At 50.8% G+C, this 21424-nt stretch carries 20 protein-coding genes; 10 read left to right on the top strand and 10 right to left on the bottom strand.

From position 1 onward, the window contains the following. The first annotated feature begins 78 nt into the window (after nucleotides 1-78). The 4 genes from EHT25_RS31675 to EHT25_RS31690 all read left to right on the top strand — a co-directional run bounded on the left by EHT25_RS31675 (nucleotide 79) and on the right by EHT25_RS31690 (nucleotide 4074). Complete coding sequence (locus EHT25_RS31675) at nucleotides 79-1647, top strand: FG-GAP repeat domain-containing protein (protein WP_124879472.1); 1569 nt, start codon at nucleotides 79-81, stop codon at nucleotides 1645-1647. Nucleotides 1648-1782: 135 nt separating this feature from the next. Next, complete coding sequence (locus EHT25_RS31680) at nucleotides 1783-2430, top strand: response regulator transcription factor (protein WP_124879473.1); 648 nt, start codon at nucleotides 1783-1785, stop codon at nucleotides 2428-2430. Between the two features lie 128 nt (nucleotides 2431-2558). Further along, a complete protein-coding gene (gene metF / locus EHT25_RS31685; protein ID WP_124879474.1) occupies nucleotides 2559-3518 on the top strand; it encodes a methylenetetrahydrofolate reductase [NAD(P)H] in 960 nt (319 codons plus the stop codon). A 124-nt stretch (nucleotides 3519-3642) separates the two neighbouring features. Continuing rightward, on the top strand, nucleotides 3643-4074 hold the full coding sequence (locus EHT25_RS31690; RefSeq protein WP_124879475.1) for a nuclear transport factor 2 family protein: 432 nt from the start codon (nucleotides 3643-3645) through the stop codon (nucleotides 4072-4074). A gap of 65 nt (nucleotides 4075-4139) precedes the next feature. Here the strand turns inward: EHT25_RS31690 and EHT25_RS31695 are convergent, their stop codons facing one another. Further along, nucleotides 4140-4715 carry an acyl-CoA thioesterase gene (locus EHT25_RS31695; RefSeq protein ID WP_124879476.1) on the bottom strand — a complete coding sequence of 192 codons (576 nt, stop codon included), beginning with the start codon at nucleotides 4713-4715 and terminating at the stop codon, nucleotides 4140-4142. 247 nt (nucleotides 4716-4962) lie between these two features. Beyond that, nucleotides 4963-5289, bottom strand: coding sequence for a HesB/IscA family protein (locus tag EHT25_RS31700; protein WP_124879477.1), 327 nt, complete (start codon nucleotides 5287-5289; stop codon nucleotides 4963-4965). A gap of 170 nt (nucleotides 5290-5459) precedes the next feature. On the opposite strand from EHT25_RS31700, the gene mce reads away from it, so the two are divergent. The 3 genes from mce (at nucleotide 5460) to EHT25_RS31715 (ending at nucleotide 8346) form a co-directional block, all read left to right on the top strand. Further along, nucleotides 5460-5870 carry a methylmalonyl-CoA epimerase gene (gene mce, locus EHT25_RS31705; protein ID WP_124879478.1) on the top strand — a complete coding sequence of 137 codons (411 nt, stop codon included), beginning with the start codon at nucleotides 5460-5462 and terminating at the stop codon, nucleotides 5868-5870. Between the two features lie 150 nt (nucleotides 5871-6020). Next, nucleotides 6021-7397 carry a cystathionine beta-synthase gene (locus tag EHT25_RS31710; RefSeq protein WP_124879479.1) on the top strand — a complete coding sequence of 459 codons (1377 nt, stop codon included), beginning with the start codon at nucleotides 6021-6023 and terminating at the stop codon, nucleotides 7395-7397. Nucleotides 7398-7404: 7 nt separating this feature from the next. Further along, on the top strand, nucleotides 7405-8346 hold the full coding sequence (locus tag EHT25_RS31715; protein WP_229311872.1) for a sugar phosphate isomerase/epimerase family protein: 942 nt from the start codon (nucleotides 7405-7407) through the stop codon (nucleotides 8344-8346). A 33-nt stretch (nucleotides 8347-8379) separates the two neighbouring features. Here the strand turns inward: EHT25_RS31715 and rsgA are convergent, their stop codons facing one another. Genes rsgA through EHT25_RS31730 form a run of 3 tightly spaced genes read right to left on the bottom strand, consistent with a single transcriptional unit; the run spans nucleotide 8380 to nucleotide 11020 of the window. Beyond that, complete coding sequence (rsgA, locus tag EHT25_RS31720) at nucleotides 8380-9306, bottom strand: ribosome small subunit-dependent GTPase A (RefSeq protein ID WP_124879480.1); 927 nt, start codon at nucleotides 9304-9306, stop codon at nucleotides 8380-8382. Between the two features lie 4 nt (nucleotides 9307-9310). Beyond that, nucleotides 9311-9742, bottom strand: a complete 432-nt coding sequence (locus tag EHT25_RS31725) for a GxxExxY protein (protein ID WP_124879481.1) — start codon at nucleotides 9740-9742, stop codon at nucleotides 9311-9313. A 30-nt stretch (nucleotides 9743-9772) separates the two neighbouring features. Beyond that, on the bottom strand, nucleotides 9773-11020 hold the full coding sequence (locus EHT25_RS31730) for a 3-deoxy-D-manno-octulosonic acid transferase (RefSeq protein ID WP_124879482.1): 1248 nt from the start codon (nucleotides 11018-11020) through the stop codon (nucleotides 9773-9775). Nucleotides 11021-11088: 68 nt separating this feature from the next. Here EHT25_RS31730 and EHT25_RS31735 point away from each other — a divergent pair, with 68 nt between their 5' ends. From EHT25_RS31735 to EHT25_RS31745, 3 genes are all read left to right on the top strand, one after another. After that, nucleotides 11089-11388: a phosphoribosylpyrophosphate synthetase gene (locus EHT25_RS31735; protein WP_124879483.1), complete on the top strand. Its 300-nt coding sequence runs from the start codon at nucleotides 11089-11091 to the stop codon at nucleotides 11386-11388. A gap of 64 nt (nucleotides 11389-11452) precedes the next feature. Continuing rightward, nucleotides 11453-11791 (top strand): bacillithiol system redox-active protein YtxJ, encoded by a 339-nt coding sequence (gene ytxJ, locus EHT25_RS31740; RefSeq protein ID WP_124879484.1) that lies wholly within the window; start codon nucleotides 11453-11455, stop codon nucleotides 11789-11791. Between the two features lie 226 nt (nucleotides 11792-12017). Then, entirely contained in the window at nucleotides 12018-12782 is a 765-nt protein-coding gene (locus EHT25_RS31745) for a GntR family transcriptional regulator (RefSeq protein WP_124879485.1), read from the top strand. On the opposite strand, the gene EHT25_RS31750 is transcribed toward EHT25_RS31745, so the two are convergent. From EHT25_RS31750 to EHT25_RS31770, 5 genes are all read right to left on the bottom strand, one after another. Next, the gene (locus EHT25_RS31750) at nucleotides 12772-13479 is read right to left on the bottom strand and encodes an SGNH/GDSL hydrolase family protein (protein ID WP_124879486.1); all 708 of its coding nucleotides are present in this window, start codon (nucleotides 13477-13479) and stop codon (nucleotides 12772-12774) included. The two genes, EHT25_RS31745 and EHT25_RS31750, sit on opposite strands and share 11 nt — an antisense overlap. 19 nt (nucleotides 13480-13498) lie before the next feature. After that, nucleotides 13499-14443, bottom strand: a complete 945-nt coding sequence (locus EHT25_RS31755) for an alpha/beta hydrolase (RefSeq protein ID WP_124879487.1) — start codon at nucleotides 14441-14443, stop codon at nucleotides 13499-13501. Between the two features lie 7 nt (nucleotides 14444-14450). Next, nucleotides 14451-17294 carry a glycosyl hydrolase gene (locus tag EHT25_RS31760; RefSeq protein WP_124879488.1) on the bottom strand — a complete coding sequence of 948 codons (2844 nt, stop codon included), beginning with the start codon at nucleotides 17292-17294 and terminating at the stop codon, nucleotides 14451-14453. Between the two features lie 30 nt (nucleotides 17295-17324). Continuing rightward, entirely contained in the window at nucleotides 17325-19847 is a 2523-nt protein-coding gene (locus EHT25_RS31765) for a hypothetical protein (RefSeq protein ID WP_124879489.1), read from the bottom strand. 114 nt (nucleotides 19848-19961) lie between these two features. Continuing rightward, nucleotides 19962-21401 carry a RagB/SusD family nutrient uptake outer membrane protein gene (locus EHT25_RS31770; RefSeq protein WP_124879490.1) on the bottom strand — a complete coding sequence of 480 codons (1440 nt, stop codon included), beginning with the start codon at nucleotides 21399-21401 and terminating at the stop codon, nucleotides 19962-19964. Nucleotides 21402-21424 lie beyond the last annotated feature (23 nt).

A 21424-nucleotide genomic window follows, 5' to 3' on the forward strand; every position in this document is an offset into this window, starting at 1 on the left:
AAAAGGTCAGGTCACGTTATGGCGTCGGTTGAAAAACAGGCGGTTTTTTGATAAATTTGTTGTGTCTTTTTTCATACTATGTCTTTCCATAAATCAATTTCGGCGATTGTTTTTTTGCTTTTTGCGGGCTTACTCCTGGCCTGCAATTCAAAACAGAAGTCAGCCACACCCACTGAACCGTCTGGCCTGAGTGGTCAGGAACTGGCCCAAACCTATTGCAAAAGTTGCCACGCCTTTCCGTCCCCGGATTTGTTGGAGAAACACATTTGGAAACAGAAGGTTTTGCCGCAGATGGCCCTGCGGATGGGGTTTTCGGCCGATTCACTGTCGCCTTTTCGACAAATGAGCGACCCGGAAGAAATTCAGCGGGTGCTGGTTTCCGGCAGTTTTGCCAATTCACCCATGATACATCCCGACGATTGGGCGAAAATCACGGCGTATTACCTAGAAAAAGCACCCGAAAAACCGCTGCCCCAGGCACCGAAACCACCGGTTTCCTACGATTTACCTCTTTTCAAACTCCGCCAGCCCGCGCAATCGGTCGATAATCTGGTCACGTTGCTGCACTATGAACCGGAAAACCGGCGGATTGCCGTGGGAAGCCGACGCGGGAACTTATTTTTCCTGAACAATGAACTTCAAAAAGTCGACTCGGTCGTCACGTTCAGTGCGCCGTCGAGCCTGCGTACCCGAAAAGACGGAAGCCTGGATGTGCTGACGATGGGAACGATGGACCCAAACGACCTGCAGAACGGTGAACTTCTGCACATTAACCGAAACCCGGGGACGCAGAAAATTGAACGATCGGTTTTATTGAAACGGCTCCAGCGCCCGGTTGAAGCGACCTATGCTGACCTGAACGGCGATGGCAAAGAGGATATTCTGGTTTGTCAGTTCGGCTTTTACGTCGGCCAGTTGACCTGGTTTGAAAATGCCGGCTCGACCTACATTGAACACATTCTGGAGCCCGTGCCGGGAGCCATTCGCGCAACTGTAACCGATATGAACGGCGACGGCCGGGCCGAAATTGTCGTTTTGCTTTCCCAGAGCGACGAGCAGGTGGCCATTTTCAACAACGAAGGCGGGGGGCGGTTCTGGAAAAAAACCGTGTTGCGGTTTCCACCGGCTTTTGGCTCCAGTTACCTGGATATTGTCGATTTTGACCAGGATGGTGACATGGATTTCCTTTACACCAACGGCGACAACGCCGATTTTTCAAACTCGCTGAAGCGTTACCACGGCATTCGGCTGTTTCGGAACGATGGTAACTTCAGGTTTAAACAACAGTGGTTTTATCCCATGCACGGAGCGACGAAAGCCCTGGCGCGGGACTTCGACGGTGACGGTGATCTGGACGTCGCCGGCATTGCCTTTTACCCGGATTTTTCGCGCCGGCGCCCCGAGGGTTTTGTGTACCTGGAAAACCGGGGAAATAACCGGTTTCGGCCTAAATCGTTCCCGGAGTCGGCAATGGGGTCCTGGCTGACGATGGATGCCGCCGACGTCGATCAGGATGGGGACGAGGATATTCTGCTCGGTTCGTTTGCCTTTCGGGTGACTCCCACACCGAAGGAATTAATGGATCGCTGGCGAAAATCAAAAGCGGGCGTTATCCTGCTGGAGAATCAGACAAAAAACCGGGAGTGACATTCGGATTTGATTTGTAACTGGATTGTTATATTTATTTCCTTTAAGTAAAAATACTGTCTGAAAATAGGTCAATTACTCTTGCTTTGATTTTAGATTTAATTTAATTTCAAGCCGTTGACCAATCTCTGCCCCGTGAAAACCTCCATCGTAATTGCCGACAATCATCACGTACAGGCTCAGGCCCTCGTTGATCAGATTCAGAAGTTTGAGAATTATGTGGTGTGTTTTGTAGCCAAGAGCGGGCGTGATTTGATCCGGTATCTGAGCCGTGGCACGAAAACTGATATTGTATTGCTGGACGTCAGCCGGACTGAAACAGATGCGTTCGAAACGGCGGCTTACCTGAAAGATCATTTCCCGGGCGTTAAAGTGGTTGCCTTGTCGGGCGCCGAACAGGATGAAAATCTGCTGCGGATGTTCCTGAATGGCGTGCGGGGGTATTTACCCAAAGATTGTCGCCCCGCCGAACTGCGCCGGGCGCTGGACGAGCTGCGGGGCAAGGGCTACTATTACTCCGAATTTTCGACGGACCGGTTTTTCAGAAGCCTGCATTCCACGGCAAACCAGCCGCCAAAACCGTATTATAATTTCAGTCTTCAGGAGCACGTTTTTCTGAAAATGGCGTGCAGCGACCTCACCTACGCCGAAATTGCCGATAAGATGTGTGTCAGTACCCGCACCGTCGATGGCTACCGGGAGGCTTTATTCCAGAAAATGAACGTAAAAAGCCGGGTTGGTATGGCGCTGGAAGCCGTTCGCTGGGGTCTGGTCCAGTTATAAGCCGATTATCTGCAATTTTTCCAGTATTTTTGCGGTTGAGTAAGGCTGGGTGGTAACTACAGCTTTACGTTTCCTAGTTTCCGCTTCGGTACAGGTTACCTGTGCCGTTTACTGTTCCAAAATACCACATGGCTAAAGTTTCTGATCACATCCGTCAGGCAAACGGAAAAACGATCTTTTCAATTGAAGTTATTCCCCCCATTAAAGGCGACAATCTCAAAAACCTGTTAGATAATATTGAGCCGCTGATGGAGTTCAGGCCGCCCTTCATCGACGTTACCTACCACCGCGAAGAATATATCGAACGGCCCGAACCCGACGGTACGATCAAAAAAATCGTTACCCGAAAACGACCCGGAACGGTGGGCATTTGCGCGGCAATTCTGCACAGATTCGGCGTTGATCCGGTGCCGCACGTTTTATGTGGCGGTTTTACGAAGGACGAAACCGAAGATTTTTTGATCGACCTGAATTACTTAGGCATCGATAATGTGCTGGTGTTGCGGGGTGATCCGGCCAAACCGTTCGATACGTTCAAACCCAAGACCAACGGCTATTCCTACGCCAGTGAGCTGGTTAGGCAGGTCGCCAACATGAACCGGGGCATTTACCTGCACGAAGGCGAAACCCCGATGACGCCCAGTAATTTCTGCATCGGCGTGGCGGCTTATCCCGAAAAACATTTTGAAGCAATCGATCACGATACTGATTTCAACTACCTGAAACTGAAAATCGAAAATGGCGCCGATTACATCGTAACCCAGATGTTTTTCGATAATCGGAAGTACTTTGATTTCGTGAAGCGGTGCCGTCAGGAGGGCATTACGGTGCCGATTATTCCGGGATTGAAACCGCTCACTACACGCAGGCAATTGCAGGTGCTGCCCCGGCTTTTTCACCTCGAAATGCCGTCTGATTTCGTTAAAGCGGTGGAAGCCTGTGAGAACGACACCCAGGCACGGCAGGTCGGCATCGAATGGTGTATCCAGCAGAGCCGCGAACTGACCAAAGCCGGTGTGCCGGGGCTTCATTTTTACACGATGGGGAAATCGGATAATATTGTGAAAATTGCCCAGGCGGTTTTTTGATCGCGTCAGCTAAAATCTGAACTGGGATTACGCCGATTAAAAGATTAACTGGATTAAATAATAAGTAAAGTCATGCCAGTTAATCCTTTAATCGGTGTAATCCCAGTTCAGACTCCTTTTTCTTATGAAACCCTTCCTTCTTTTTGTTAGCCTATTCATTAGCTCATTCGCTTTTGCCCAAAATTCTGCCGCTGAAAAAGCTGTTCTGGAAGTTGAAAAACAGCGCTTCGATGCCCAGGTGACCCGGAATTATGCGGTTTTGGAAAAAACCTTGGGTGATGAGCTGCTCTACAATCATTCCAACGGCAACCAGGATACGAAGCAGTCCTATATCCAATCGCTCAAAGACGGCAAACAGTCGTACGAATCTATTGGCGTGCAGGAACAGACGGTTCACGTCTACGGCAACACGGCGGTGATTACCGGAATTTGCCTGGTCAAAGCAACCAATAACGGGCAGAGCATCAATTCAAAACTGCGCTACACGGACGTCTACGTGAAGAAAGGGGCGCAGTGGCAAATGGTGGCCTGGCAGTCGCTGAAATTGGCTAACTGAACTATGATTACGGTGATTTTGATGCTGGAAATGATCATTAGATTCCGGTGAAGTGATTAGTAAAATCACTTTTTATCATCAAAATCACCGTAATCATAGTCCACGACGCACCGTTCTTTCTTCAGCAATTCCAGCCCGCCGTCTTCGAGTCGCATGCGGGATTTTTCGTTGTCGAAATCTTCCTTGTAGGCTTCTTTCAGTTCTTTCCGTTTCATGGCTTCCAGAAACCGCCGGGTTTCGTCGGGCGTTTCGAGCAACAGGGGCGGCACTTCGGTCGTTTTGTGGTCGTCGTCGGTGGCTACCATCGTGAAATACGAGGTATTGGTGTGTTTGATGGTTCCGGTACGGACGTTCTCGGCAATGACTTTGATGCCGATCACCATCGACGTCCGGCCGACATAATTGACCGACGCCATCAGCGAAACCAGTTCACCGACTTCCACGGCCTGCCGGAAATTGACGCCATCGACTGAAACCGTCACGCAATAAGCCCCCGAATGTTTGGACGCGCAGGCAAAAGCGACTTTGTCCATCAACGACAGCAGAATACCGCCGTGAATTTTGCCGCCGAAATTGGCGTAGGAAGGAATCATCAGCTCAGTGAGCGTGGTGCGGGAGGAAGCGACGGATTTGGGGGCCATGAACTGACTATGATTACGGTGATGGTTATGATGATAATGATAAATCAATTTTTCAAAATAATCATAAGCATCATTGAAATCACCGTAATCAAAGCCCAAAAAAAGGCACCGCGTGGAAGCCGACGGTGCCTTTAACAAACCTAATCAAGAAATATTTTTTACAGGAAGAAGGGAGGAAAGGGCGAAAGGAGAAAAGTATTGTTACCGCTCTTTTTCTCTTCCTTCTCTCTTCCCTCCTCCTTTTTTCTTAGACCGAAAAACTCTCTCCGCAGCCGCAGGTCCGGCTGGCGTTGGGGTTTTTAAACTGAAATCCTTTGCCGTTCAGGCCGTCGGAAAAATCCAGTTCGGTGCCCGCCAGGTAGAGCAGGCTCTTGCGGTCGACGTAAATTTTAATGCCTTTGTCCTCCACAATGTGGTCATTGGGTTGCTGAGCCGTATCGAATTGCAGATCATACATCAGACCGGAACACCCTCCGCCCTGCACTGCGACGCGAATGGCATAGTTGTCGTTCAGACCATCTTTCTGGCGAAGTTCGACAATTTTATCTTTGGCTTTATCCGTTACCGAAACCATGTTAGTACGTAATAGTTAGACGCTAAGGTAAAAACCGCTTCCCGAAAAGAAAAGTTTCTTCAAAAACTCTGCGTAACTCTGCGGTTCTCTGCTCAACTCTGCGAAATAACTTTATAACTTGAAAGCGGTTTCGCGGAGTTAAGCAGAGAACATTAGAGATTAGCGGAGAAATGTTGACGAATGTAGAGCATATTGGGATTGCGGTGAAGAGCCTGGCGGTTTCCAATGACTTGTTTACGAAGCTGTTGGGCTGTAACCCCTACAAGTCCGAAGCTGTGAAATCGGAGGGCGTGACCACCTCATTTTTCAAGATCAATCAGACGAAAATCGAATTGCTGGAAGCCACCAACCCCGACAGCCCGATTGCGAAGTTTCTGGAAAAAAAGGGCGAAGGCATCCACCACATCGCCTTTGAAGTCCCGGATATTTACGCCGAAATCGACCGACTAAAAACCGAAGGATTTACCCCGCTCAACGAAACCCCCAAACGGGGTGCGGACAACAAACTGGTTTGCTTCCTGCACCCGAAAGAAACGAACGGCGTGCTGGTGGAGTTGTGTCAGGAGATAAAACCGTCTTGAACCAGGATTACACGGATTAAAGGATTTACAGGAGAGTTCGACTTAAATGATGGACAGGACTTCGACGAACTCGCGAAACAATCCCGTTCCTTCAAGCATTTTCATGAGCAAGTCGTTACCTTTCTGGCGAAATACTAAAACCACAGACCTATGAAATACTACCATTCCATCATAGATACCATCGGCGATACGCCCCTGGTGAAGCTGAATAAAGTGACCAAAGGCATCCGGGGGACGGTTTTGGCGAAGGTCGAATATTTCAACCCCGGCAACTCGGTGAAGGACCGCATCGCCGTTCGGATGATCGAGGACGCGGAGAAAGCCGGTACCCTCCAGCCCGGCGGCACCATCATCGAAGGGACGAGCGGCAATACCGGTTTTGGGCTGGCGCTGGCGGCCATTGCGAAAGGCTACAAGTGCATTTTCACGATGGCGGATAAACAGTCGAAGGAGAAAATCGACATTCTGCGGGCGGTGGGCGCCGATGTAGTGGTGTGCCCGACCAACGTGGAACCCGACGATCCGCGCTCGTATTACTCCGTCGCGAAACGCCTGAACCGCGAAATTCCGAATTCGATTTACCCCAATCAATACGATAATCTCTCCAATACGGCGGCTCATTACGACACGACCGGCCCCGAAATCTGGCGCGATACCGAAGGCAAAATTACGCACTTTGCTGCGGGCGTCGGAACGGGCGGAACGATTTGCGGAACGGCCAAATTCCTGAAAGAGCAAAATCCTAACGTTGTTACCGTCGGGATCGATACGTACGGTTCGGTGTTCAAAAAATACAAAGAAACTGGTATTTTCGACCAGCGTGAGGTCTATCCGTACCTGACGGAAGGAATTGGCGAAGACATTTTGCCGCAGAACGTCGATTTCAGCCTGATCGATCATTTTGTGAAAGTAACCGACAAAGATGCGGCCATTATGGCCCGGCGGTTATCGAAGGAGGAAGGGCTTTTTGTGGGGTGGTCGACGGGTTCGGCGGTGCATGGCGCGCTGGAGTGGGCGCGGGAAAACCTGAACGACGACGATGTGATGATCATTCTGTTGCCCGACCACGGCACGCGCTACCTCGCGAAAATTTACAACGACACCTGGATGAAGGACCACGGTTTTCTGGAATCCCGCGAGTTTTCGACGGCCCGCGACATTGTTCGCAGCAAAAATGGAAGTGGGGCACTAACGACCGTTGACAAGAGCCTGAAAGTAGGCGACGCCATCCGGTTGCTTAATCAGCACAGCATTTCCCAGATTCCGGTGACGGAAACCAACGGCGATATCGTCGGCAGCCTGACCGACTCGACCATCCTCAGCAAATTGATCGAAGACCCCGCTGTCAAAGACCTGACCGTTGGCGAAGTGATGGACAAACCGTTCAAATTTGTTGCACTCGACAACACCGTCGATGTGCTGTCGTCATTGATCGACCGCGACAACAAGGCGTTGCTGGTTCGCGATGAGAATCAGCAGGTTCACATCATCACGCAGGCGGATTTGCTGGCAGCGATCACCAATTAAATGATGAATGATGAATGATGAACGATGGATTGAAAAACCGCAATCAAGTCGCAGGGATTTTCTCAAAACCGCCTTGGCGAGCGGGCCGCTGTTGGCAACTGTGCCGTTGGTCGGGCAGTCCGGTGCGCTGACTGAACGGGCGGATTGGAAGAATGTGCGGCTGAGTTGCAATCTCTATTCATTCAACGAACCGCTGACGAAAGGCCAGATGACGCTGGAACAGGTGCTGGAATTTTGTGCCGACCTGGGTTTCGATGCGGTTGATCCGACCGGCTATTACTTCCCGAATTACCCGGTTCTGCCCGACGACAGTTACGTTTACCAGATCAAACGGAAAGCGTTTCGGCTGGGGCTCGACATCAGCGGCACCGGCGTTCGGAATGATTTCACCCTGCCCGACCCAAGTCGCCGAAAAGCGGAAATTGAGCTGGTTCGGAAATGGATTGGCGTTGCGGCCCGTCTGGGAGCACCGGTTTTGCGAATTTTCTCCGGAATCGGCAAGGAACTGAAACCGGGCTATCACCGCGATGAAGTGACGACCTGGGTGGTCGATGCGATCCGGGAATGCACCGAACACGCAGCCCGTCAGGGCGTTATTATTGTGCTGCAAAACCACGCGGATTTTATCCAGACGGCGGACCACGTGCTCGACATTGTCAAACGGGTTGATTCGGAATGGCTGGCGGTTAATCTGGACATTGGTAGCTTCAAGATCGGCGATCCGTACGCGCAAATCGCCCGCGTTGCGCCGTTTGCCGCGACCTGGCAGATTAAGGAAAACCTCTTCGTCGACGGACAGGAAACCGTAACGGATTTAGCCAAAATTATGGAAATTGTCCGCCATTCCGGTTATCGTGGGTACCTTCCCATCGAAACCCTCGGCAAAGGCGATCCCAAACAGAAAGTCCCCGTCTTCTACGAAAAAGTCAAAAAAGCGCTAAAGAGTTAAGGATAAAAAAGAACGCGTCAGCCAATTCATAATTCATTTCCGGTTGTCTTCGCCCGAAACCATCCCAATGTAACTCCAGTAGCGGCTTTCGGCGATTTCCTCGTTGCCGACAGCGTCTTTGATGGCGCAACCGGGCTCGTTGATGTGCAGGCAGTTGTGAAACCGGCATTGGTTCAGGCGGTCGCGCATTTCGGGGAAATAGTGACTGATTTCTTCCTTTGCCATGTCGGCTAAACCTAATTCTTTGATACCGGGCGTGTCGATAATGTACGTATCGGGCGCAATTTCAAACATTTCGGCGAAGGTCGTCGTGTGAACGCCTTTGTTGGCGAAGGTCGAAACTTCACTCGTGCGGAGTTGCAGGTCGGGCGCGACGGCATTGACCAGCGACGATTTTCCGACGCCCGAATGCCCCGCTAACAGACTGATTTTGTGATCCAGTAAGTTTCGGAAAACGTCGACGTTGGCGCCTTCGGTGGCCGATGTTTCCAGACAGTTGTACCCAATGCTCTCGTAGAGATCAATGATTTCGCGCTGGTAGTCGAGGGCTTCGTCTTTCAGAATATCGGCTTTGTTGAAAACCAGCGTGGTCGGGATGCGGAACGATTCGGAGGTCACTAAAAACCGGTCGATGAAACCGAGTGACGTTCGCGGAAATGCCAGCGTCACGATCAAAACCGCCTGGTCGAGGTTGGCGGCCAGAATGTGTCCGTGGCCGGTTTTATGGACGGATTTTCGGATGATGTAATTCTCGCGGGGCTCGATGTCGGTGATGACCACGGTATTTTCGAGTTCGTCTTCCAGTTCGAACTGCACGCGGTCGCCCACGGCAATCGGATTGGTGACCTTCAGGCCCTGAATCTTGAATTTGCCTTTCAACCGGGCGCGGTAAATGTGTCCGTCGTCGTTGCGGACTTCGTACCAGGAACCGGTGGAGCGTATGATTAAGCCAGTTTGCAATGCTTTACGTGTTGTTTCGCGGAGTTGAGCGGAGTAAAATAGAGTTAAGCGGAGTTTTTAGATCGGGATTGAGAACTCGGCTTATACCTTCTTTTAACAAGGTTACGTGAAAATTGATTAATAAACCTAATCGAAATTGGCCTAACTTTAGATAGGTGAGCAGTTGGGCAAAATGAACATCCGTTAAGGCCTCAACTGTTTTTGTTTCCACCACGATTCGCCCTTCCACCAATAAATCCATTCGATAACCGTGATTCAACCGAACTTCTTTATAAACAATTGGCATTGGCTTCTCCCGCTCCACATACAACCCATATTCCGATAGTTCATACTGTAAGCACTCCTGATAAGCGGATTCCAGCAAACCCGGCCCCAGCGCCCGATGAACCTCAATCGCTCCTCTAATAATCTGATACGACAACTTACTATCCTCCATATACCTCCGCTAAACTCAGTGAAACTCTGCTTATCTCCGCGAAACAACCGTGCCCCTCACGATTTCCATCACTTTAGACGTAGCACCCGTATTCAGAGTAACGTAATCACCGGAAATCGCTGAAGCCTTCGATGGGTCTGCATAAATCCGCCGGAAAACCGTATTGAGTTGATCGGAGTCGGAAACCGGAAAAGCCGCCCCGGCCTTCACCAGATCGACCGCTTCCTGAAACTTGCCGTAGTTTGGCCCGAAAAACAGCGGCATCCGAAACGTGGCCGCTTCCAGAATATTATGAAGCCCTTTCCCAAACGCGCCACCGATGTAGGCAAATTCGCCGTATTGATACAGCGACGATAGCATGCCGACGTTGTCGATGATCAACGTGCGAAAGGGGTGGAGGGTTGAATGGTTTCCTGCCTCCGAAAACCGCACGGTTTGGCCGGGGAGCTGGCTGCGCCAGCGCTCAATTTCGTCGTCGTGGATTTCGTGGGGCGCAATGATGACTTTCAACGGCTGGTCGAATTGCTTCAGGAACGGAATCAGCACGTCCATGTCAGCCTGCCACGCGCTGCCGACCACCAGCAGGGGCGTGTCGGCTTTAAAATTCCGGGCAATCGGAATGATTTTTTTAGCGTCGGCTACCTGCTTCACCCGGTCAAACCGTGTATCACCGGCCAGTGTCACGTTGGTCACGCCAATGCTTCTCAGCAGATCGACCGATTCCTGATTTTGCACCAGAATGTGATTGAAAAACCGCAGGAAATTTCGATAAAAACCGCCATACGGTTTGAAAAAGATCTGATCGGGGCGGAAAATGGCCGAAAACGAAAAAACCGGGATGTGCCGGGCGTTGAGTTCGCGCAGGTAGTGATACCAGAATTCGTACTTGATAAAAAACGCAACTGCCGGTTTAACACAATCGATAAATTGGCGGGCGTTGGCGGGCGTATCGAACGGCAGATAGAAAATATAATCCGCACCGGCGTAGTTTTTCCGGACTTCGTAGCCCGAGGGCGAGAAGAACGTCAGCAGAATTTTATAACCGGGATACTGTTGCCGAAAAGCCTCCATGACCGGTCGTCCCTGTTCAAATTCGCCCAATGAAGCGGCATGAAACCAGGCAATTGGTGCTGCATTATCAGCCAATTTTGCGTTAATTTGTTGTAACCATCCATCCCGTCCCCGAATCGCCAGTCGGGCTTTGGGGTGAAAGAAAGCCGCAACCTGGAGGGTGGCCTGATAAAGTCGGATGGACGTTGTATAGAGTGCGGAAAGCAAGCGGGTGGTTCGTTGGTTCGAATCCGTAAAATTACAAACTCAATCGGTATCTTTTAACTCATAAGCCCATGCAATCGTATGATACACTCGTCGAAGCCCTCGACGACCTGAAAAAGAAGGGGTACACGCTCGATTTCAATCTGGCTAATGACGGCCTTTTTTGCCGGGATAAAGACCTGCAACTCAGCCCCCGACAGTTTCACATCGTGGATTATTACCGCTTCGAAGGCATGAGCGATCCGGACGACAACACGGTTTTGTACACCATCGAGTCGATCGACGGTCACAAGGGGACACTGATCAGTGCGTATGGGCCTTACGCGGATGAAATGTCGGGCGAAATGGTGGAAAAATTAAAAATTGCCTGATCCGGTGCGAAACTTTTCTAACCCAATATGGCTTATATGCACGTAGTTACGTGTGAACAAGCATATGAACTGGAACAAACTGCAGGATAACGCCCAAATTGCCCAAATCAAAGAAGAGTCGGCTGAACAGCCGGTTTTGATTTTCAAACACAGCACCCGCTGCTCCATCAGTTCGACGGCTTTAAGCCGTTTAGAGCGCAACTGGAGCGATTCGGCCGGAATTAAACCGTATTTTTTAGATCTGATTTCGTACCGTCCGGTGTCGGGCGAGGTGGCCGACACGTTCGGCGTTGATCACCAGTCTCCGCAGGTTCTGCTGATTCAGAACGGCGAATGCATTTACGATGCCTCTCATTTTGAGATTTCGTTCGATGAGCTGAAACAACAGGTTGTCACGGTATAATTCAATAATCGAATTTGATAGAAGCACCCGTATCTTGGTAAAGACCGGGTGTTTTTTTGTGTGCGAAACCTGTCAGCGCCGGGCCGTTGATACGGTTGCAGACAGGGTTTCATCCTTACATTTGGCACTTTGCGCAAGACTGTTGTAATTTCGTTTGTAATCGCTATCGCAGGAGGTCTTCTGATCGGAATCGGGCGGTAATGACCTTTACTCGTTCTCAGCAAAAATGACATCAAAATTCATTTCGATCAGTGATAGCATTATTGAGCAGATCAAAACCGGCGAATTGCAGCCGGGTGATCAGATTCCGTCCGAAAATGAGCTGATTAAACATTTTAAAATCAGCAATACGACGGCGCGTAAAGCGCTGCTTGAAATTGAATCGAAAGGCTGGGCCAAGCGTATAAAAGGGAAGGGAACGTATGTTTTAAACCGGACCGACGATCATCATTTAATCCGAACATTGGGTTCGATTTACGCGACGCGACGCGGTTTTCACGATAGCCTGATTGCCGAAGGATTTACGCCCAAAAATATCGTTCTGGAAAAAACCATTCTCGAAGATGGCATTTCATCCGAAATAAATGGCCGGCATTTTATCATCGAAGGGCCGGTTTTAAAACTGCATCAACTTCGCTACGCCGATGATTTACTGATCAAAGACGAAGTCAAATACATTTCACTAACGCTGTGCCCGAAGATCAATAAAATGCCGACAGAAATCTCGTATTTTAAAGTCTACGAGAATAGTTATCACCTGAAAATCAATGAGGTGCAGCAGACGTTGGGCGTAACGATCATGCAGCCCAATACCAATAATTTCGAACTGACCAAAGCCACTCCGGCCTTCGTATTAGACAGCGCAGTCATCTGTACGGGTGAGAAAGTAGTCGAAATTGAACGGTCTTATTACCACGGCGATAAATACAAGTTTGCCGTCATTGCCAGTCCTGAACATGATTACCGCCCCGCCAAACCGATTACTTCGTAAACCACTTGACCAACTCGTTCGCAATCAATTGGTGCCCGGCCAGATTGGGGTGATTGACGGATGCCATATACTTCACTAAATCGCCCCGAATCGCTATTTTTTTGAATTGAGCGTACGAATCGACCAGGCCGATATGGTGCGTTTCGGCTAGTTTTATAATCTGGTTGGTGTGCAATTCCAGATCATTTCCGGCGGTTTTTATATCGACCCGCTGATCGGGTGATGGCGTCAGTAAAATGATTTTTATATTTTTTGAAAGCGCCGATTGAATCATTTTCTCCCAGGCTTCTTTCGCTTTCTCAAGCCCGGCACCGCGATCGTTCAGTGCATAATCGATGAATAAAACATCCGGTTTATGAACGAGCACTTCCTGTTCGAACCGCTTCTGGCCGCTCAATGAATTTTCTCCCCCAATCGCCGTAACGATCACATTAATAACCGCATACGGATATTTTTCTTTCAATTTTGCCAGCACCAGATTCGGGTACGATTCCAGCGTATGGACTTCATGATTCTCCCAATACCCCGCCGGAACCGAATGGCCGTGAAATACCAGATTGATCGTGCGATTTTTCGGCCATTCGATGACTAATTCCTTTTTTAGATCGGACAAATACGTCTCAGAATCAGCAATTTGGGCTCTAATTTTAAACGTCAATCCCAGAAACAGGGCAAAAAACAGCGTAATTTTATTCATTGAAAAACTGGTTTTAGGGTCAATTTTTACTTTTTGGATCGGGCATGTATTTCTCAAACCAGTCGGCCAGCACGCCCAGATCGGTCTCCCAGGTTTCATCCCAGCCGTGCGCACCGCCCTGGTGAATAATGAGTTGCGCCGGAACACCCTGCGATTTGAGTTTGGCAATAAACCGCTCCGACTGTTCGAGCGGCACCAGCGGATCGACGGTCCCGTGAAGGATGAGGGTCGGGGCCGAGTCTTTGGAAATCGCGTGAAAAGGCGACAGATCCTGCATCACTTTCCATTTTTCCTCCCGCGATTTACCTTCGACGCCAAACTGCGGCCAAAACCGCCGAACGGTGTCGCATTCGACAAATAACCGCCCGGTATTCCCGTAATTGGTCAGATCGGCGGGCGGAAAAAAACACGCAACAGCCTGAACCTGGCTGGAAACCTGATCGATGGGGTTAACGCTTTGTCCGTTTGCGGCAGTAGCTATCGGAGGCCGAGCCACGCCCGTGCCGATGGCCGTGGACAAATGACCGCCGGAACTCATGCCCGAAATGCCCAGCCGGTTGGGGTTTACGCCGTATTCTTCCGCGTGGTAGCGAATAAACCGGACGGCCCGGTGAATATCCTGCACCGCTTCACTCACCAGAAACCGGGGCGCCGAACCGTGGTACACCAGAAAAACCGTTTGCCCGCGATCCGTAAAGTAGTGAAACTGAGCCATCCGCTTTTCGAGCATGTTCAGGTCGGAATGCCAGCCGCCACTGGCCATAAAAATAACGCCAATGCCGTTGGGTTTGGCAGGTTTCAGCACGTCCAGCGTAAGCGCCATTCCGAACTTGGTGCCGTATACGACGTGGCGAATGCGAACCGGTTCGTCAACGCCAATCCACAGCCGCTCCCGAAGGCCGGGAACAGCCGCATGGCTAATTCCATAAAAGCCCAGGAGTACGATTAAAAGGATATGTTTCATAAGCCTGTCAGCGAATGGTTTTTACGGTTTTAATCGTCACCGGCCCCAATAAACCAGATTCGATCAGGGGCAATTCACCCCAGGGAACGAAGTTTTTGTTGGCTTTTGTAATGTTGGTTTTGGTGAATTTTTCACCGGTAAGGGCGTCACCGGTGAGCCGGTTCGACCACGTATTGGCGACTTCTACTTTTAACGTATTGTTTCCGGTTTTGACAACATCGGTAATATCAACCCGATACGGCGGTGTCCAGACGATTCCCAGCGGCTGAGTGTTCAGCCAGACTTCACCGACTTTCGATACATTCCCGAGATCGAGATAAACCCGCTGATTTTGCGCTGAACCGGAGGTTGGGTTGTACTCAAAAGACGTTTGGTAGGCGGCTATACCCGAAAAATAACGAATACCTTGCTGCTCCGATTGGGTCCAGGAAATCAGCTTCGGAAAGGTGGCCGACTCGGGAGCGCCCCAACCCTTCGGAAAAGTGAGCTGCCACGGTCCAGCCAGTGTTACGTCGAACAAGGAATTATCAACCTGCTCAAAACCAGCTTCTTTTTTTAACTCAAAGGCACCGGCCTGAAAAAGGGTCAACCCGTTGGGCGTAAATGCCAGATGCGGTGGATTTTCGCCGGAACCGGTTAGTTCGGTATGGTGAGCCGGAGCAGTTTCTTTCGAAAAAACCACGAAATAAGAACCGTAAGGCGGCAGCGAAACTGGGAGTTGCGTGCGTCCATCGGCCTGATAATACACCGTAACCGGAGCGGTTTCGCCCGTTTGTGGGTTCCAGATTTCGGGGGTTTTATCCGCCTGACGGAAGGAACAATTCCGCGAAATCCATTGATTGGTCGTGTTTCGGATCAGGTAAAAATCTAATTCGCCGTTTCGGTGGTGAATGTAATCCAGGGGTGTTTCGCGTTGATCCACTTTTTGATCGCTATAACTGAAATCGGGCAAAATTCTCAGTTCTTTCAAAACCGGTAAAGCCGGTTTTTGATCCACCAGACGACCACCTTGATCCACCAGTTTTTTTAATTTGTTCCGAACTTCCGACGGAATAATACCTTCATTACCAATGCTTAGTACTTTATATCGCCCGACTCCCGGCAACACCCATTCACCGTTTTCAACGGTCAGATCACGCAGGAGAACTTCTGTATTGACAACCTCGTAATCATATCCCGGCCCGACTGAAAACCGGGTGTTTTTGGGCGGAATCAGGTTCGGAATGGCGTCGCCGTAATAGTGCAGCACATCAGCGACGAACACGGTTTTTTGCAAAATGTACGACACCCGGCTGAGGTAATCGTTGAACGGTTTTACCTTCGGCCACCAGGTGGTCCGGTCGTTGTAATGCGTACCGGCAAAATAGGCAATTCCGGGATGCCCCATAACCGCCGGATTGTGCGGAAAACCGTGAATGACCAGCCGGTTCATGCCTTCACAGAACGCCCGGTCGGCAATCACTTTCAGGTCGGAGGGACCTTCCTGCCAGTCCCAGTAACTCGTAAACGATTCTTCCTCGACGATGCCACGCTTGTAAATGTGCGACGCAGCCGCGATTTCCTTCACCAGCCAGATCATGTCGACCAGGCTATCTTTGTCGTTTTCCAGAAAAAACTCCCGGTTATACCAGTATTCCCCGCGCGGAACGTCCAATGAACCCAATGCCTTTAGCGTTTCGACCGGAATGTGGTGCAAATGACCCGGCCCGCCCGATTCGGAAATGATCTGCAACCCGTAACTATTGCAGATTTCCTTGGCTTTCCGGTAATGGTTATTGATCATCAGTTCGGACAGCGTTTTGTCAAAATCGAACTGGAAATTTTCCGCCACCTCCGGCCGATACCAGTCTTTGTTGTAAATGGCCGGCAGAAATTTGTAGAGATCGTAGCCATTCAGTTTTTTAAAAGCCGCCGGTAGGGAGGGCGTCCAGGTAAATTCTTTCGCTTCGTAACTGGCTAGATACAAGTTCTTTAGCGCGCTTTTGCTGAAATCGCCGAGCACCGGTTTTAACCGATCGATGAAATACATCACGTGCATCCGCGTGGCTGTCGAATCAAAATGATCGATGATCGGGCCGAGCGAATTGGGCGTAGGGCGGATCAACTGCTCACCCGAATTGGAACAAACGTAGCGGTAAACATCCCACGCACCCGCCGGCGCTTTCCAGTTGAGCTTTTCGGTTTTGGGGTCGAAAAAAGCCGTCACGTTGATGACTTTTGTCGTATCGAGCTGCGAGGTTTGACCGGCAGGCAGGGCAATCACGGCCACTTCTTCATGGTACGCCGGTTTGCCGTCGGCTCCGTAAACGATGGGCCGGGGCTGGCCTTTTTTGTCGGGTGTAATGGTCGGAAACGGTAATTTAATAGTCTGATCACCAGCGGTTTTTAATGTTGTTTTGGAATAATAAATGGTTTTGGCCGCGTGCTGCGGTTTTACCCAACTTCCCCCGGCGTTCCAACTGCTGGCGAGGTTCAGGCCCACTTCCAGGTCGAGTTTTCCGGCTTCCCGAATCGCCATCGCAATGTTTTTGACCGACTCTTCACTCATGAAAGCCGGACCCGCCGGAATGAGCTGATTCGGGTCGCTGGCCGGTGGCAGACCGATCTCGAACAAATCGACGCCACCTAATCCGGCGTTTTTAATCGCGACCAGTTCTTCCTTCAGCCGGAGCGTATCGACATACCCGTTCAGCCACCACCAATAGACTTTCGGTCGGGCCGGAATCGGCGGATTTTTGAAACCTTCTTTCAAGGTTGAGTAACTTAACGTTTCGGTTTCGGGGGCGGTTTTCTGGCACGAAACCATTGAAACGATGAGTCCTATTCCCAACAGGCAGGAGTTGAATTTCATCGGAAGGGGAAAGTTAAGGGTTAGGAAATCTTACCAGAATGCCACCAGATCACCGGTTACATTCTCGACGACATAATGTTTGCCGTACTTTTTATCGCCGGTTTTAAAGGCGGTTTTGCCTTTTTTCCACGGATAACTCGCGTTGGTATAGACGTTTAAGCCTTGCTCCGTGACTGCATCGTCCGGGTAAATCCGCACGGTGGCATTTTTCAGGCCCGTCAGTCGAACGCAACGTTTCATCCGTTGAACCCCCGAGGTCATTTCCTGACAGGAAACCATCCCTTCCGGTTGATCGATGAAAAACCGGCTTTCGCGGTGCCAGGCTTTGGGCAGGGAATAAACTGAAAAGCCGTCGGCCAGTTCGGTTTCGTAGCCCGTCAGAATAGGCGCGCCCTGCGGCAGTTTGAACCGGTGGGTGAGGGTGGTGTTGGGACAATAGCCGGAAAACAGAAAACCGTTGCTGCTGCGGGAAATGGTCAAAACCGGGTTTTTGACCGATGGGTTCTTTTTATCGACCCGGTAATCGACGCCGAATTCCTTCAAAACATACCGCATCAGCAGCGGTCCGGTGAACAGTTCTTCCGGATTGTCGGGCGTCAATAGTTTGCCACCGGTGAACCTGCTCGAATTGGTGCCGCGCACATAAGCGACTTTTCCGCCTTTCCACTCCGGTTTTGCCCGAACCCACACTACGTCGCGTTCGTTGCCGGATTGCGTCATTCTGGCCAGGATTTCTGTTCCGTGGTCGGCTTTGTTTTTCACCTGCGTTGCAACACCGCCCCCGGAAAAGAGGGCCTGATGAATCAGTTTGTCGGGATATGGTTTGGCCAGTTTGTCGAGCGTAATCGATGAATTGACCTGAAATTCGCCTTCGAGAGCCGTGGTATTCTGCAGGTTCAGGAGGTTCAGAAAAGCGGTTCCTGCGTGATCGGCAGGGCCGTAAACCAGCAATTTGCCGCCGTTCTGAACGAAATCGATCAGCTTTTTTTCGAGTGACGAACCGGCTTCCGGCACAATCGAAACCAGAATCGACTCGTTGAAAAAAGCCGGTTTTTCGGTAATCACTTTCTGGAATGAACCGGTCGAAAGGATGGTATTCAGCGGAAAACCGTTGTTGATGGCTTGTCGGATGAGCCAGTCGCCGTAGTAAATTTCCGGCAGTCGATCGGGTTGTTTGTACGCCCAGCTGTGGTATTCCTCGAACGGATACACCCAGACAAGCGGCCCCGGCGCCGTCGGCGAATCGTAACGGGCTTTCAGAATGTGCGGAATCACCTCGTCGGGAACCTGCGCGGGCAGCTCGCCGTACGAATTGTCGGCGGTCAGAAAATTCAGGTGCGTCGGAAGCCGGATTTCGCCTTTCGCGTTGATGCGGGCTACGGCCATCGGCAGGTAAATATCGTGCGGTTCCTGCCCGTAGCGATCCAGCCACGGACTGTTGACCCACCACGGATCGTGGGTGTAATACCGAAACAGATACCGCTCGTCGGGCAGTTCGGCCATGCGCGACATGTATCCCACCATTTCCAGCCCGAAATCGCCGTCCAGAGCCGCCCAGGGCGAATTCGGTGGTGGCAATATATTGTATTTTCCACCGTAAATCTGCATTAAATCGACGCCGTCGCGCGCCAGATCCGCGCCAGTGGAGAGGTTCGTGCCGCGCGTCTGGATCTGAAATTTCGGGCATTCCTTGCGGAACAGATTCCAGAAGCCGGCAATCAGTTCTTTCGTGTTCGCCAGTTTTTCCGGCAGAAACGCTTTTCCGGTGAACGTCGCGCCCGTCGACGACCAGCCTTCGACGCCGAAGCCAAAACCGTTGCTGAGCCAGATGTAATCATAGCCCAAATCCGTTAGAAAATGCTGGCTCTGGCGACCCAGAAAGGTGCCGAACGGCGTATTGGCCGGGATGCCTTTCGGAAAACCGGCGTAGGATTCTTTGTCGGCGTTCAGGGTCGAATAGCAACTGACCATCGTTTTGTGGCCCATGGCGTTGCCGCCGAGGATTTCGGGGTGTTTTTTGTACTTGAACTCCGATTTGGCAAACTCCGGGCCGGGGTCGAAGGTCGCGCCGATCCGAACCGGTTTTCCGGTGATTTTTTGCCCGGTCGTTTTCAACGTCTGAATGATGAATTTCAGATCGCCGTAGGTAAACTTAGGTGGGTTTTCCAGGTATAAGTAAGCGCGTTCGTGCAGCGATAATTCCTTCGGCCCCGACCCCACTTCGTGTTCCGTATTCGGGTTGCCGATGTAGCGCGCCCATTCCAGCGGCTGATTCAGATTACCCTTGTAGTCCAGAATCTCCGATCCGTCGGAGGTCCAGAGCATGACGGAAACCGTATCGGTGTGGCGCAGCAGCGACTGCCACTGGGTGAATAACTCGGTGGCAACCTGCTGAATATAAGCCTTGTCGTTTTTCTTGAACGGCTTGAGCGAGGCTTCCAGCGTGATGTTGTGAAACGGTTTTCCTTTCAAGGTCGAGTCATCCAGATTCGGCGTTTCGACCGGATTTGTAAAACCGGTTAGGAGCAGGGTTAGTAAGATAGCTAGGCGCATGTTAAAAAGGTTGTTTCGCGGAGTTAAGCGGAGTAAAAAGAGTTACGCAGAGGTTTTATTTATCTCCGCTCAACTCTTTTTAACTCCGCTTAACTCCGCGAAATAGTTTAGTCCTCAATACCCAGGATTTTGCTTGATGACCGTCGGATTCAGGTCGACTTCGTTCTGCGGAATCGGGAAGATCAGCTCGAAATCATCCACTTTAAACGTCAGTTTCAGGCTGGCATAATGGGCATTCATCACGGTTTGCACCCGTCCGGTCCGCACCAGATCGAACCAGCGCTGCCCTTCAAATAAAAACTCGAGTTGGCGTTCTTTTTCAATGGCCAGCCGCAAACCGGCCTGGGTGGTTTCGGTTACATTCGCCAGTTTGGCCCGATTCCGCACCTGATTGATAAAGGGCAGTGCGTCGGCGGTTTTACCCTGTTCGTTCAACACTTCGGCGTACATCAGCAGCACGTCGGCGTAGCGGAGTTCCGTAAACGTAACGCTGCCGTCGGAAAGATCGATGGCTTTGAAATCGACAAATTTCAAGCCGTAGCGGCTGTACGATTTCTTGCCGCCGATCAGTAAAACCGAATCGTTGACCGAAACCGCCTTGCGGGCGTCGCCGGGTTCGTAGGCCTTAAGCACATCCAGCGTCGGTACGATCCGGCCGGAACCCTGCAGGTTGCCCGTAAAAATCGCCATGCTGGTAATGGCCGGGGTAAACAGCGCCGAATAATTGTTACCCATACTCCGGCCCGACACGTATTCAATCTCGAAAATGGACTCGCTCAGGTTGTTGTTTCCGTTGGTAAACAGCGTTTTATAATCGGCAACGAGTGAGTACGTTTTGGCATCGATGACTTCTTTCAACTTAGCCGCAGCCTGTTCGTAGTTTTTCATCGTCAGATACACTTTGCCTAAAACCGCTTTGACGGTCGGGCGCGAGGCCCGGGTGCGGTCGGTGTTGAGCGCAACTGGCAGCAACGTTTCGGCGCTTGTCAGATCCGCCAGAATCACCTGATACACCTGCGCGGCCGGTTTCGGCGCCAGATCGGCCGCGGCCACTTCTTCCGGACTGCCGAATTCCTTATCAACAATGGGTACATTTCCAAACAAACGAACCAGGTAAAAATAGCTGTAGGCCCGCAGGAATTTGGCTTCACCTTTGATGCGGTCTTTGGTCGCCTGGTCGAACGAAACCCCGTCGATGCGGTTGATGATCGCGTTGCTGCGTGAAATCGTATACAAACAGGTATTCCAGGCTCCCTGGATGTTACTGTTCGTCGAAACCACCGCATTCTGATCCAGCTGCATCTCGTTTACCGAGGGCGATGACCACTGAATTTCGGCGTTATCGGTCGTCAAATCACCCAGGTATTGCACGTTGGCGGTGCTGAACAAACCGCGAAACGTGCTGTAAACGCCCGTCAATGCTGTCTCAAAATCGTTTTGATTTTTGTAAAAAGTCTGGTCACTGATCTGGTATTCAGGGCTCAGGGCCAGAAAATCCTTGCAGGACGAGGCCGTAACGAGCAGAATGAGTAAAAGGAATAGGTTCTTTTTCATGGCAGTATCCAATTGATTGTCCT

The sequence above is a fragment of the Larkinella rosea genome (genome assembly GCF_003858635.1).
GTDB classification, from domain to species: domain Bacteria; phylum Bacteroidota; class Bacteroidia; order Cytophagales; family Spirosomataceae; genus Larkinella; species Larkinella rosea.